Source organism: Hydrocarboniphaga sp. FW305-C-57 (genome assembly GCF_058783045.1).
Map to the genome: position 1 here is coordinate 127,415 of NZ_JBYSYG010000001.1, position 12,451 is coordinate 139,865.

Consider the following 12,451-nt stretch of genomic DNA (forward strand, 5'->3'; position numbering starts at 1 on the left):
GATGAGCAACGAAAACATTATCCACCGGATGCAGCTCACGATCGATGCCTACCTTGAGAAGGCCCTGACGGCGATCCAGGTTGAGGACGCTCTGGAGGCGAATATGGCGGCGTTGGAGCGGGTGCAACTTCGCCAGATTCACGAGGTGCGCGAGCTAGGCAGCGAATTGGTTGTCGCAAGTGGCTTCTCGGGCTACGAGCGAGAGTTCCAAATATCGAAGAGCATTGAGTCAGTTATCGAGGATTTGCGCGCAGCGATTGCGGCTTTGCCAAAATGAGCGTGCCACACTGCTGCACGAAGATGAGCGTCTAACATCCATGCCCTGGCGCAACCCCTACTACGATCCGGCGCTCGCGCATCATCGCGTCGACGGCTTCGTCAATCCGGAGCCGGAGGTTCCGGTCGGCGGCGATTTCTGGCGCTGGCGGCGCGAGCGCCGTGCGCAGGGCGTTCCACAGGCGCCGGCCGCGGGCTATGCGGCCTTCGCTCGTGAGTGGAGCATGGCGCCGGATTTCGCACAGGCCGGCGAGCGCATCTGGTGGCTAGGCCATTCGACGCTGTTGCTGCAGATCGATGGCCTGCGCGTGCTGACCGATCCGGTGCTGTCCAGGCGCGCCTCGCCGTTTTCGTTCGTGGGGCCCGCGCGCAAGCTGCCCTGCGTGACGAGCGTCGCGGCGCTGCCCGACATCGATCTCGTGCTGATCTCGCACAGCCATTACGACCATCTCGATCGCATCAGCGTGCAGCAGCTCGCGCGGCGTTCGCGCGTGCAGGCGCAGCCGATTCATTTCATCATGCCTCTCGGGCTCGCCGACAAGCTGCGCAGCTTCGGCGTCGACAACGTGCATGAGCTCGACTGGTGGCAGGCCTTCGATTTTCGTGGCTTGCGCATACGCGCGACGCCTGCGCAGCACTGGAGCGCGCGCACGCCCTGGGATCGCAATCGCACGCTCTGGTGCGGCTTCACGGTGCATGGCGCGCAGCGCGGTTTCTATTTCGCGGGCGACACCGGCTATTGGCATGGCGTGCCCGAGATCGTCGAGCGCTGCGGGCGCATCGATCTGGTGGCCTTGCCGATCGGCGCCTACGCGCCGCGCTGGCTCATGAAGGGCCAGCACATCGATCCGGCGCAGGCCGTGCAGATGCATCTCGAACTCGCGGCCCGGCATTCGATCGCGATCCACTGGGGAACCTTCGAGCTCGCCGACGATGCGCTCGACGAGCCGCCGCAGAAGCTCGCCATCGCGCTCGCCGACAATGGTCTCGGCGCCGACGATTTCTGGTTGCTCAAGCACGGTGAATCGCGCTCGCTCGCGATGCAGACGCTCGCCGGATCGCGCGTGCATTTCGGCAGCTGATCTTCATCCTTCGACAGGAGTCACGGACATGAGCATGGAACGCAAGCCCGGAGCCTGGGCCTCGCCGATCAGCGTCGAAGCGGTGTTCGGCGAATCGCTGGGGCTCAGTGCGATCCATCTCGACGGAGACGACGTCTACTGGCTCGAAAGCCGGGCCAGCGAAGGCGGCCGCTCGGTGCTCGTGCGCAAGCGCGGTGAGCGCATCGAAGACCTCACTTCGCCCGAGTTCAGTCCGCGCACGCGTGCCAACGAATACGGCGGCGGTGCGATCACGCTGCACGATGGCTGGCTCTATGGCTGCAACGACGAAGACCAGGCGCTGTATCGCCTGCGGCTCGACGAAGAACATGCCGAACCCGAGCGCATCGTCGCGGGCGATCCGCATCGCTACGCGGACCTCGTCGTCGATGCGCAGCGCCAGCGCCTGATCGCGGTGCGCGAATCGCACGAGAACGCTGGGCAGGAGCCGGTCAACCGGCTCGTCGCAATCGACCTGCGCGCGCCGCACGCCGTGCGCTTGCTGCAGCAGGGCGCGGATTTCTACTCGTCGCCGCGGCCGAGTCCCGATGGCCGGCAGCTCGCATGGATCTGCTGGAGGCATCCGAACCTGCCGTGGGATGGCACCGAGCTCTGGGTCGCCGACTTCGCCGACGACGGCTCGCTCGCGAACGCGCGCCGCATCGCGGGCGGCGAGCAGGAATCGATCTTCCAGCCCGAATGGTCGCCGGGCGGCGAACTCGTGTTCGTGTCCGATCGCAGCGGCTGGTGGAATCTCTACGCCTGGCGCGATGGCGAGGCGCACGCGCTGTGTCCGCTGCAGGCCGAATTCGGCGTGCCGCAATGGACCTTCGGCGCCTCGCAGTACGCTTTCGACGCGCAGGGCCGCATCGTCTGCGCCTACAGCAGCGACGGCTTCTTCTCGCTCGCGTTGATCGATCCGGTGACGAGCGAGAAGCGCGACATTCCGACGCCGTACCGCGACATCGGCGCCTTGCGCGTCAGTGCGGCGGGCGTGTTCTTCATCGGCGGATCGCCGTCCGAGCCCGCCTCGATCGTACGCGTCGACCTCTGCAGCGGGCAGTCGCAAGTGCTGCGGCGCTCGAACCCGCTCGTCGTCGACGAAGGCTATCTGTCGGCTCCGCAGGCGATCACGTTTCCGACCACCGGCGGGCAGATCGTGCACGCGTTCTACTACGCTCCGCGCAACAAGGACTTCCACGCGCCAGAAGGCCTTGCGCCGCCGCTGCTCGTGCTCAATCACGGCGGCCCGACGAGCGCCGCGAGCCCGACGTTCAAAGCCTCGACGCAGTTCTGGACGAGTCGCGGCTTCGCGGTCGTCGACGTCAACTACGGCGGCAGCAGCGGTTACGGCCGTGCATATCGCGAACGGCTCAAGGGCCGCTGGGGCATCGTCGATGTCGACGATGCGGTCAACGCGGCCCGCCATCTGGTCGAGCACGGGCTTGCGAACGCCGATCAGCTCGCGATCCGTGGCGGCAGCGCGGGCGGCTACACCGCGCTCGCCGCGCTGACGTTTCGCGATACCTTCAAGGCCGGCGCGAGCTACTACGGCATCGGCGATCTCGAAACGCTCGCGCGCGACACCCACAAGTTCGAATCGCGCTATCTCGACAGCCTCGTCGGTCCGTATCCGGCGATGCGCTCGGTGTATGTCGAGCGGTCGCCGATCCATCACGTCGATCGACTGTCGACTCCGCTGATCCTGTTCCAGGGACTCAAGGATCCGGTGGTGCCACCGAACCAGGCGCAGGCGATGTTCGATGCGGTCAAGCGCAAGGGCCTGCCGGTGGCCTACGTCGCGTTCGCCGACGAGCGACATGGCTTTCGCGCGGCGGCGACGAATCAGCGCGCCTTGTCGGCCGAGCTGTATTTCTACGGGCGCGTCTTTGGATTCACGCCGGCCGATGCGATCGAGCCCGTGCCGATCGAGAACCTGCGCTAGCCGTCGCTCAGTTTTGCGGAAACGCTTCCAGCAGCGGTTCGGAACCCGGCTGCTGCGCGGGCGCCTTGCCGAAATCGAAGCCGATGTTCGCGGAGCGGATCTCGTCGGTGTGCTCGATGCCCGCCGCGGCCTTGCGGTTGTGGCGCAGCTCGTAATCGAGCGAGACGAACCAGCGCTTGCTGAGCTTGAGCCTCAGCGTCGAGACGCTCGCCAGGTAGAGGTTGTACGACGAGAACTCGGTCTGCACGGTCTGGCGGAACTGCGACTGCGCATTGAAGGCATGCACGTAGACGGCGCCGACGACACCGATCGCGCGTCCTTCGAAGCCGTCTTCGTCCTGCGCCTGCGCGTTCGACCAGCCGAGGCCGAGATCGAGATCGAGCTGGTCGGCGCCGCGCAGCAGGTGGCGGCCGAGGCCGGCGGCGAGCGAAACGCGCTCGCGGATCGCGGCGACCTCGTCGTGATCGTAGTGCGCGAGCCCGAACGCATAGTTCCGCCGGCCGAGCTCGAGCTTGAGTTTGTCGGCGATGCTGAACTTGCGGTCCGCGAGTTCGCCGCGCGCATGCGAATCGACGTAGAGCAGATCGACCCGGTTGTCGTATCGCGTCGTGTGCTGGTCGAGCGCGCCGCGTGCGGTCAAGGTGGACGAGCGCGTGTTGCCGGTATTGGCGAGCAGGCCCAGGCTCAGGTCGCCGCCACTGGCCGGGGCCGCTTGCAGGGCCTGCGCTTCGTCGAGCGGATCGAAGGCCGGCTCGGCCTGCGCGGCAGCGGCGCACATCGCCAGCAGGCCGCCCGTCAGCGCCGGACGACAGCGCTTCGCAAGCCGGCCGCGCATCAATGCTCGCGCTTGCGCGAGCCCGAGGTCAGCGAGGTTTCGCGCATGTCGATCTCGTAGAGCAGGGCGTTGAGCACCACGTCGTTGATCTCGTCCTCGCGATGCAGGCGCATCACTTCCTCGCGTTCGGCGCGCACGCCGACCAGGCGCAGCATGCGATCGGCGGCGCTGCGCTCGAGCAGGCCTTCGGCGGCGGCCTCGTCGACGCGCAGCGTGGTGATGCGCGACTGGTAGGCCTGGATCAGCCGCGAAGCCGCGGCCGAGACCGGCGACGGGTCGCTGGAGGCTTCGTCGTGATTCGGATCGTCCTGCCGCGCGGCGTTGGCGATGGCCGCGACCGCCGCTTCGCAGGCGCGGATACGCGCGGCCTGCTCTTCCTGCTCTTCCGGATCCTCGTCGACAGTCATGCCGCGCAGCAGCCAGGGCAGGCCCGTGGCGGCGGCGATCAGCGAGATCAGGATCACGCTCGCGGCGATGAAGATCATCAGCGAGCGTTGCGGAAATTCGGAGCCGTCTTCGAGCAGCAGCGGAACCGACAGCACGCCCGCGAGCGTGATCGCCCCGCGTACGCCGGCGAGCGCGGTTGCCACCACCAGGCGCTTGCGCGGCCGCTGGCGCGGGCCGGTGGCGGTGCCGCGCAGACGGCCGACCAGATGCGTGACGTGCAGCAATCCCCAGACCCAGGCCAGCCGGGTGACGAACAGCGCGAGCCAGGTGACCACCGAGTAGATCAGCAGTTCGCTGGTGTCCTTGAGCCCGCCTTCGTAGAACGAATCGGTGAGCGCCTCGCCGATGATGTCGGGCAACTGCATGCCCATGAGCACGAAGATCACGCCGTTGAGGACGTACTCCATCATCCGCCACATGTGCGTGGTGGCGATGCGCGTTTCGGCGCCCGAAACCGAGCTGGTGTCGGTGTCGCTCTTGAGGTTCAGCGTCATGCCCGCCGCGACCGCGGCGAGAATGCCCGAGGTGCCGAATTCTTCGGCGAGCAGATAGGTGGCGAACGGCAGCAACAGGGTCATCACGATGATGCCCTGCGCCTGCACCTGGTTCCAGCTCGCGAGCCACTTCTGGAACAGCGCCATGCCCCAGCCCATGGCGATGCCGAGCAGCAGGCCGCCGATGGCGACGAAGCCGAAGTTCAGCGAGGCCGATGACAGCGAGAAGGCTCCGGTCATCGCTGCGGCGACCGCGAACTTGAACGCCGTCAGGCCCGAGGCGTCGTTCATGAGCGCCTCGCCTTCGAGCACGTACATGAGGCGCTTCGGAATGCCCGCCCGGCCGGCGACCGCGGCGACCGCGACGGCGTCGGTCGGCGACAGCACCGCCGCGAGCGCGAACGCGGCCGCGAGCGGCAGGCCCGGCACCATCCAGTGCAGCAGCGAGCCGACCGCAACGACGGTGAACAGCACCAGACCGAAAGCCAGGCCCAGGATGCGCTCGCGCATCTGGAAGAACTCGCGCTTGGGCATGCGCCAGCCATCGGCGAACAGCAGCGGCGGCACGAACAGCAGCAGGAACAGATGCGGTTCGAGGTCGACGTAGATGCCGTGCTCCGGAATCGTCACCGCGGCGCCCAGCGCGATCTGCGTGAGCGGCAGCGGCAGGCGGGAGACTCGAAGAATGACGGCGGACGCGGCTACGCAAAGCAGCAGCGTGAGAACGAGAATGGTGGCGTGCATTGGCCGGAATCTACCGTCTGGATTTGCTTCTGCACAGTTTTTTGTCGCGAGCCATGTCCAGGCGATTCGCTCCGGCCGCTGCCGCTGTAGGCAATGTTCTCTAGGATGCGGCGGGTGGCGATTCAGGGAAGGTCGCGTGACCGCCGACACAATGGCCCGATACGCGCGGCGGCTTGTTGCCGCGTCCCGTGATGAAAGCAGTGCCGGGTCCGCGCAGCCCGGCTCAGGAGCGTGAATGCTGTCTCCGACCGAAATGACCGCCGCCAGTCTCGTGCATGCCGACCGCGATCTGAGCCACGTGCCGGCGGCCGATACGCTGACCCCGGCCGATCGTTATCACGAGCTGTTCGTCGACGTTCAGTTGAACCGCATCTTCGAAGATGGCAAGACCTTCGTCGACTGCTCGCCGCGCTTCGATCCGACCGCCATTCTCGACGCCTACCGCCTGCGCAAGCAGCAGCCCGGCTTCGACCTGCTGGCCTTCGTGCTCGAGCATTTCGAGCTGCCGCAGGCGGTGGACGGCGAATATCGCTCCGATCCCTCGCGTTCGCTCTGCGAACACATCGACCACCTCTGGGACGTGCTGACGCGGCTGCCCGAGCAGCATCCGCGGCGCTCCTCGCTGCTGCCGCTGCCGCATCCCTACGTGGTGCCGGGCGGCCGCTTCGCCGAGCTTTACTACTGGGATTCGTATTTCACGATGATCGGCCTGGCCGCGAGCGGGCGGCTCGACCTGATCAAGTCGATGGCCGACAACTTCGCCTGGCTCATCGACACCTATGGCCATGTTCCGAACGCCAACCGCACCTACTACCTGAGCCGCTCGCATCCGCCGATGTTCGTGTTCATGGTGGACCTGTTCCATCAGTACGGCATCGGCCGCGCCGAGGACTACCTGCCGCAGCTGCGCAAGGAGCATGCGTACTGGATGGAAGGCGCCGACGAGATTCGTGCGGGCGAGCAGCATCGCCATGTGGTGCGCACGCTCGATGGCAGGCTGCTGAATCGTTACTGGGACGATCGCGACACCCCGCGCGAGGAGTCGTATCGCGAAGACGTGACCACCGCGCGCGGATCCGACCGCAACTCGCACGTGGTCTATCGCGACCTGCGCGCGGCCGCGGCCTCGGGCTGGGATTTCTCGTCGCGCTGGTGCGTCGACGACGGCGGCCTGTGCACCACGCGCACGACGGCGATCCTGCCGGTCGACCTGAACAGCTTCATGTTCCGCCTCGAGCAGTCGATCGCCGAACTCAGCGCGCAGGTCGGCGACCAGGCGGCCGCGCAGAGCTTCGCCGAGCAGGCGGCCCGGCGTCGCGAGGCTACACACCGACTCATGTGGAACGAACAGGCCGGCGCGTTCTTCGATTACGACTGGGACCAGGAAGCGCAGCGCGAAGTGCTCACCGCGGCGACCGTCGCGCCGCTGTTCGCGGGCCTCGCGAGCCTGCCGCAGGCCGATCGTCTCGCCGGCACGGTGCGCGCGCGCCTGCTGTCCGCGGGCGGTTTCTCGACCACCGAGCACGAGTCGGGCGAACAATGGGACCGGCCCAATGGCTGGGCTCCGCTACAGTGGCTCGCGGTGGCGGGCTTCAGGCGCTATCGGCACGACGAACTCGCGGGCGACATCGCGCAGCGCTGGATCGACACCGTGGTCGGCGTCTACAAGACCCAGTACAAGCTCGTCGAGAAATATCGCCTGCGCGGCGAATGCCGCGGGGTTCCGGGCGGTGGACGCGGCGGCGAATATCCCTTGCAGGACGGTTTCGGCTGGACCAACGGGGTGACGCGCCGCCTGCTCAAGGACTATCCGCAACAGGCCGACGTGCATCCGCAGGCTTGAGCGAGACGGCTCGAGCGGTCGCGACGATGGCGGTGACAAGGGAGATCGGAGATGGCGGAGCAGCTGGTGTTGAGAACGGTGGAAGACTGCAAGTTCGAGGTGATGGAGCACAGCAGGAACCGGGCGCAAATCGATCCGGATGATCTGGTGTTCTACATCAACCTGGGCGCGACGCGCTTGGGCGTCGATGCGCTCAGGCAGCAGCTGCACTTCTCGCCGAAGAAAGACTTCAATGCGGAGTTGCTCGACGGCCGTATCGGCAGCGTGCTCGGCATGAGCGTGCTGACCGAGCGTTCGCCCGAGGTGCCCGACGAGGTTCGTGAGCGCTACCGCTGGTGCGTCTACGAAGTGCGGGAGCCCGCCAACGTCTACGGCGAAGCCGTCGACGGCAGCCTGCCGCTTTGAAGCTGCGCGATCCTCAGCCCGCGGCGTCGGGCTGAGGATCGCGCACGTAGCCGAGTTCGGCCGGCGCGGCCGCGAGATCGAGCCGCTTCACCGGCAGCGTGAGCTCGTCCGCATCGACGCTGAGCACCAGCGTGAGCGCGGTCGGCTCGCCGCTGGCCTGCTCGAGCGCGCCTTGCAGCTCGTCTTCGGTCACCGCGCCGTCGACGCCGCGCAGGCGCGCGAGCGCCCAATCGAGATCGCTCGCATCGAGTGCGGCCGGGCCATGCTCGGTGACGATCAGCAGCGAGCCTTCCTCGTCGAGGCAGGCCAGGCGCGGCGCACGCACGCGCAGGCCGTTGTGCGTCAGCAGGCTGCCGTCGGGCTGGGCGAGCAGCACGAGCGGCGCGGTCTCGCAGCTCACGTAGCCGCGCTGCGGCCCGTTCTGGAAATACCAGCGCCCGAGCTCGTCGGCCTCGTAGTTGCGGCCGATGGTGTCGATGATCTGCGGCCGGCTGATCAGCTCGCCGCGCACGTACCAGCGCCCGCGCCGGTCCAGGCTCAGCCAGCCGAACAGCGCTGGCACCTTGGGCCATTTCTCGAGCGCGCGGAAAACCCAGTCTTCCATACCTGTCCCGTTGGAGTCGTCGTCCGGATCAAACATTGGAATTATGGGCAAGGCGAGCAGGGATCATCGTGAACACGAGGGAGCCGTGATGAGGGCATTGCGATCGGGGGCACGGGCATCGGGTTGGTTGCTGGCGGCGATGCTCGGGGGATTGGCGCACGCTGCGGCGGCCGACGACATGGAACTGCTGACCACGCAGACCACGCCACCCCAGCCTTCGGCCGCGTTGATCGCGGTGCTGGTCTCGTATCGAGATTCGCAGCGCAAAGATATCGAGCACACGCTGCAACTGCTGCAATCCCTGGGACAATCACTCACACCCGAGCAGCGATGGTTCTACGCCGAGGGGCTCCACGATCATCAGTTCCGCGCTCGCATGAGAATGAAGCATGTCTCATCGGAACTGCGCGAGACCCTGATCGCGTTTATGAGCCGTCATCCGGAGCTACGCTGGGGGCAGCTGCGCATCGTGCAGCACCATATCCAGCGGGTGGATGCCACTCGGATTCGTCTAGTGGGGGAATCCAGGCGGCTCGCCGGTGTGCTGTTCGCGCTCTGGTTGTTGTTCTCGGTCACGTGGATGGTGTTCCTGCCCCAGCTGCGGGAACTGTTTCACGGCCCGACGAACTTGCGGGCCTACATGACGCTATCGATGCTCGGTGGCGCCTGGCTCGTGTTGTTCACCCAGCTGACGCTCACTTTCGGCGTCCCGGCTCTGGTGTTTCACCGGGTGCGGCGGGCGATTGAGCGTGATCAGCCAGCGGCTCCCGAGACCGCACCCCGTGTAGCCCCAAGCCTCGTCACGAGTGAGATCATCGACGGCGTCGCGCCAGACTCAGGCGGCGCGGCGTTTCAAGCGTCGTCTTCATCGTCGATATCCCACTCACGAAACCACAGCTGACCGTTTGGTAGCACGTCATGGGGCTGAGCTTCGGAGACGTAGCGGATTGACGTCACTGCCCGAAATTCCAAGCTTTCCGGCACGTACTCAGATTGAACTCGGACCGCGGCTCCACCGTATCGGGCTCGGCGAACAGCACGAGGTTGGTGCCGTTCTGATGTTGGGCGGAGCGAAAGCAAACGCCATCGAAGCGCTCGGCATGCACATGTCGAGGTACTCGGCCATGGCTTGGGTGATCACATAGTCGGGCTCGTTGCCGGGTACCACCGGCAGGGTAATCAGCTGATGCAGCTCGCTCAGGAACCGGTGTCGCTTAATCTGCTGGTCGCGATCCGGCGCGAAGTAGCTCAGCGTCTTCCCTGGAGCGCGTACCCGCTCCAGGCGGGAGAAATCCAGGATTCTGAGTATCCGCGTTGGCCTTACGGCGATCACGGCGATCACGGCGATCACGGCGATCACGGCGATCACGGCGATCTGGTGGCCGATGGCCGGCCGCAGTTCCGCGACCGCAGTCTCAGGCTCGAAGGCCCCATAGAACACCACGATACCCTCGGCGTTCATCCGGCCCGCACGCGCCAGATGAGGCGGCGGCCCGACCTGCATGTAGGGCTGATCGACCACGCGTTGCATAGTCTCCAGCGGCGTCACACGCGCACGATAAATTCGCTGGTTCGTGTCGAGCTCACGGACCACCGGCGCGTTGCCATCCCGCAGTGCGTGCACCCCCTCGAACAAATCCTTGAACAGCTGCAAGGCCTGGGCGCTGAAGAACCGGTGGTTGCGCTTGAGCTCATTGAGCCGGTAGTACCAGTCGTCGTGCAGAAACCGCGTATGAATCCGCGCGCCGACGTAAGTACCGCCATCCGCATCCCAGAACGGCTCATCGTGCCCGCTGTACTCGTTGCGGCAGATCGCCTCGACCACCTCGTTCAAAAAATCCTCGTCGAGATCCTGACCCAGCACCGTTTGCACGACGTAGTCCATGCCATCGCCGATTTGCGGCGCGCTCTCATGCACCGGCACGGGGGCAAGATCGAAGTTCGAGCGCATCTCAGGTTTGCGCAGATCAGCCAGTTGCTACGCCCGAACACACCGCTAACGCGCATGGCGCGGGATGTGATCGACCACGTATTGGTCCTCCGCACATTCATGACACAGGGCGAACTCGTCCATGGCACTCCCGCTACGAGATTTTAGGTTGTGATTTTTTAATCAAAATAGAAACTTTATACAATTTAGACTCAGAACCCCTCGCATCGCACAGGGGAGACCGGGCAGGGAGTCGATCGAATCCGGATGCATCCCACGGAAAATGCTCCGCGGTTTGCGCAGCCGGGCGTGCGAACGATGGGCACCGCCGAATCGCGGACAAAAAGAAGCCCCCAAGGAAGGGGGCCAAGGTGCGAGAAGGGCGCGTAGCCCTTCTGGAGGAGACTGGATATGAGCCGGAACCATCGCTCTGCGACTCATGTTGCGTTGCAGTATACGCAGACTGACTAAACAGTAAATGGACAAAACGTCCCAGGGGTTTATCCGACCATCGAACGATGGGATTCCATACGGGGATCCAGCTGCCAGACTCGGTTCCGCTGATCGCGACGGCCCACCGGACGCCGCGACGAGAGAACTTCCGCCTCGACGGAAGCAAGGTGCGATGGAGCCCGGGCCCGGCCAACCTGCGAGGTTGCCGGGCTGGCGCGGATCGAACATCAGTCCTTGACACCCGCTCGCATCGTTTCGTCTCTTTTTGACAAATTTCTTTCTGTAACAGTCGCTTGCGAACCCTCTGCGTTCGCGTTCGCTATTGACGACCGAACGAGTAAAGCCTAGATTCTGCTCAGCCATGGCCCGGTCTCCGTCCATCCGCTCACCGCGGAGCAGCAAACAGCGCGATTCCGCATCGCGCCGTCGGGTTCTTGCGTCCAAAGCCGAGCGTCAGGCTCGCTTCAAGGATCGAATGGGCAAAGCGGGCCAATCGGCTCTCCAGGTCATCGCAAACGCGAGCTTGTTCCAGGGCGTGTCCGCCTCGGACATGAAGGTCCGTCATTGGCCGAGCTTGTAGGCTCGACCACCGCCGACTACGGCTGGTTCTCCCCCGACGATTTCCGCTTTCTGGTCCAGCACCTGAAGGCGTTGCCCGGTGCCGATCAAACGGTGCTGGTGGGCGGGCAATCGATCACCGCCTGGGCGCTGTACTACGACATCCAGGTGCCGCAGACCCAGGCGCCGTACCTGTCGCAAGACGCGGACTTCCTCGCCAACAAAAAAGCCGCCGAATTCCTCAGCCGAGAGCTTGGCGGAAAACTGCGGCTCGCGAAGATGGACGATCACACCATCAACGTGGGCACCATTGTCTTCACCTCGCCTCAGACCGGCGAGTCGCTGCTGATCGACATCCTCAACGCGGTTCACGGCCTGAACAACGAAGAGATCCGAGCGCTCGCGGTCCCGATCGACGTCGCTGGCGGCACGATCCACGTGCTGCATCCACTGCTGTGCCTCAAGAGCCGCATCTGCAACCTGGCCGACCTGGCCGAGAAACGCACGCCAGAAGGCTTGGCCCAGGCCCAGGTTGCCCTGCAGATCGTGGCGCACTATCTGGCCAGCCTCGATGATTCCGGCCAGCTCAAGAAAGCCTACTGGCGCATCGCCGAGATCGCCGATCTGGAACAGGGACTCAGCGTCTTCATCGAGCACGGCATCGACCCGCTGTCGCTCGTCGATCCAGCTCGAATCGAACATCCGCAGTTCGCCACGCGCTCGTGGCCGGAAGCGGTGGAGAAAATCGAGCGCCGCCGCGGCATCCGCCAGGCCATCGCCATCAAAAGAGCCGCCAAAGCCAAGCGCAGCTGAGCAG

The 12,451-nt window shown here is 65.4% G+C and carries 11 protein-coding genes and 1 pseudogene; 7 read left to right on the forward strand and 5 right to left on the reverse strand.

The window, feature by feature from the left end; translation table 11 throughout:
- Position 1: 1 nt before the first annotated feature.
- From AC3WUM_RS00565 to AC3WUM_RS00575, 3 genes are read left to right on the forward strand one after another with little or no spacing between them, the layout of a single operon-like run.
- Positions 2-277, forward strand: a complete 276-nt coding sequence (locus AC3WUM_RS00565) for a hypothetical protein (protein ID WP_492408119.1) — start codon at positions 2-4, stop codon at positions 275-277.
- Positions 278-317: 40 nt separating this feature from the next.
- Entirely contained in the window at positions 318-1,358 is a 1,041-nt protein-coding gene (locus AC3WUM_RS00570) for an MBL fold metallo-hydrolase (RefSeq protein WP_492408120.1), read from the forward strand.
- A 28-nt stretch (positions 1,359-1,386) separates the two neighbouring features.
- A complete protein-coding gene (locus tag AC3WUM_RS00575) occupies positions 1,387-3,321 on the forward strand; it encodes a dipeptidyl-peptidase 5 (protein WP_492408121.1) in 1,935 nt (644 codons plus the stop codon).
- A 7-nt stretch (positions 3,322-3,328) separates the two neighbouring features.
- Here AC3WUM_RS00575 and AC3WUM_RS00580 read toward each other — a convergent pair whose 3' ends face one another.
- Positions 3,329-4,156 carry a DUF481 domain-containing protein gene (locus AC3WUM_RS00580; RefSeq protein WP_492408122.1) on the reverse strand — a complete coding sequence of 276 codons (828 nt, stop codon included), beginning with the start codon at positions 4,154-4,156 and terminating at the stop codon, positions 3,329-3,331.
- Positions 4,156-5,841: a Na+/H+ antiporter gene (locus AC3WUM_RS00585; RefSeq protein ID WP_492408123.1), complete on the reverse strand. Its 1,686-nt coding sequence runs from the start codon at positions 5,839-5,841 to the stop codon at positions 4,156-4,158. Before AC3WUM_RS00585 ends, AC3WUM_RS00580 begins: the two co-directional genes overlap by 1 nt.
- A 235-nt stretch (positions 5,842-6,076) precedes the next feature.
- Here AC3WUM_RS00585 and treF point away from each other — a divergent pair, with 235 nt between their 5' ends.
- Entirely contained in the window at positions 6,077-7,684 is a 1,608-nt protein-coding gene (gene treF / locus AC3WUM_RS00590) for an alpha,alpha-trehalase TreF (RefSeq protein WP_492408124.1), read from the forward strand.
- 51 nt (positions 7,685-7,735) lie between these two features.
- Positions 7,736-8,089, forward strand: coding sequence for a hypothetical protein (locus AC3WUM_RS00595; RefSeq protein WP_492408125.1), 354 nt, complete (start codon positions 7,736-7,738; stop codon positions 8,087-8,089).
- 13 nt (positions 8,090-8,102) lie between these two features.
- Here the strand turns inward: AC3WUM_RS00595 and AC3WUM_RS00600 are convergent, their stop codons facing one another.
- On the reverse strand, positions 8,103-8,693 hold the full coding sequence (locus tag AC3WUM_RS00600) for a DUF2946 family protein (protein WP_492408126.1): 591 nt from the start codon (positions 8,691-8,693) through the stop codon (positions 8,103-8,105).
- 178 nt (positions 8,694-8,871) lie between these two features.
- Here AC3WUM_RS00600 and AC3WUM_RS00605 point away from each other — a divergent pair, with 178 nt between their 5' ends.
- The gene (locus AC3WUM_RS00605) at positions 8,872-9,594 is read left to right on the forward strand and encodes a hypothetical protein (RefSeq protein WP_492408127.1); all 723 of its coding nucleotides are present in this window, start codon (positions 8,872-8,874) and stop codon (positions 9,592-9,594) included.
- A 52-nt stretch (positions 9,595-9,646) separates the two neighbouring features.
- On the opposite strand, the gene AC3WUM_RS00610 is transcribed toward AC3WUM_RS00605, so the two are convergent.
- Together AC3WUM_RS00610 and AC3WUM_RS00615 are read right to left on the reverse strand one after the other, a co-directional pair.
- Positions 9,647-9,799 carry a hypothetical protein gene (locus tag AC3WUM_RS00610; RefSeq protein ID WP_492408128.1) on the reverse strand — a complete coding sequence of 51 codons (153 nt, stop codon included), beginning with the start codon at positions 9,797-9,799 and terminating at the stop codon, positions 9,647-9,649.
- 146 nt (positions 9,800-9,945) lie between these two features.
- Positions 9,946-10,644: pseudogene (locus AC3WUM_RS00615) on the reverse strand (RES domain-containing protein); the annotation flags it as partial.
- A gap of 996 nt (positions 10,645-11,640) precedes the next feature.
- On the opposite strand from AC3WUM_RS00615, the gene AC3WUM_RS00620 reads away from it, so the two are divergent.
- Complete coding sequence (locus AC3WUM_RS00620; RefSeq protein WP_492408130.1) at positions 11,641-12,447, forward strand: hypothetical protein; 807 nt, start codon at positions 11,641-11,643, stop codon at positions 12,445-12,447.
- The last annotated feature ends 4 nt before the right edge of the window (positions 12,448-12,451 follow it).

Coding starts and splice junctions, on each gene's coding strand:
- AC3WUM_RS00600 (WP_492408126.1), bottom strand. CDS start 8,693: ATGGAAGACTGGGTTTTCCGCGCGCTCGAGAAATGGCCCAAGGTGCCA.
- AC3WUM_RS00585 (WP_492408123.1), bottom strand. CDS start 5,841: ATGCACGCCACCATTCTCGTTCTCACGCTGCTGCTTTGCGTAGCCGCG.
- AC3WUM_RS00605 (WP_492408127.1), top strand. CDS start 8,872: ATGGAACTGCTGACCACGCAGACCACGCCACCCCAGCCTTCGGCCGCG.
- AC3WUM_RS00580 (WP_492408122.1), bottom strand. CDS start 4,156: ATGCGCGGCCGGCTTGCGAAGCGCTGTCGTCCGGCGCTGACGGGCGGC.
- treF (WP_492408124.1), top strand. CDS start 6,077: ATGCTGTCTCCGACCGAAATGACCGCCGCCAGTCTCGTGCATGCCGAC.
- AC3WUM_RS00570 (WP_492408120.1), top strand. CDS start 318: ATGCCCTGGCGCAACCCCTACTACGATCCGGCGCTCGCGCATCATCGC.
- AC3WUM_RS00575 (WP_492408121.1), top strand. CDS start 1,387: ATGAGCATGGAACGCAAGCCCGGAGCCTGGGCCTCGCCGATCAGCGTC.
- AC3WUM_RS00565 (WP_492408119.1), top strand. CDS start 2: ATGAGCAACGAAAACATTATCCACCGGATGCAGCTCACGATCGATGCC.
- AC3WUM_RS00595 (WP_492408125.1), top strand. CDS start 7,736: ATGGCGGAGCAGCTGGTGTTGAGAACGGTGGAAGACTGCAAGTTCGAG.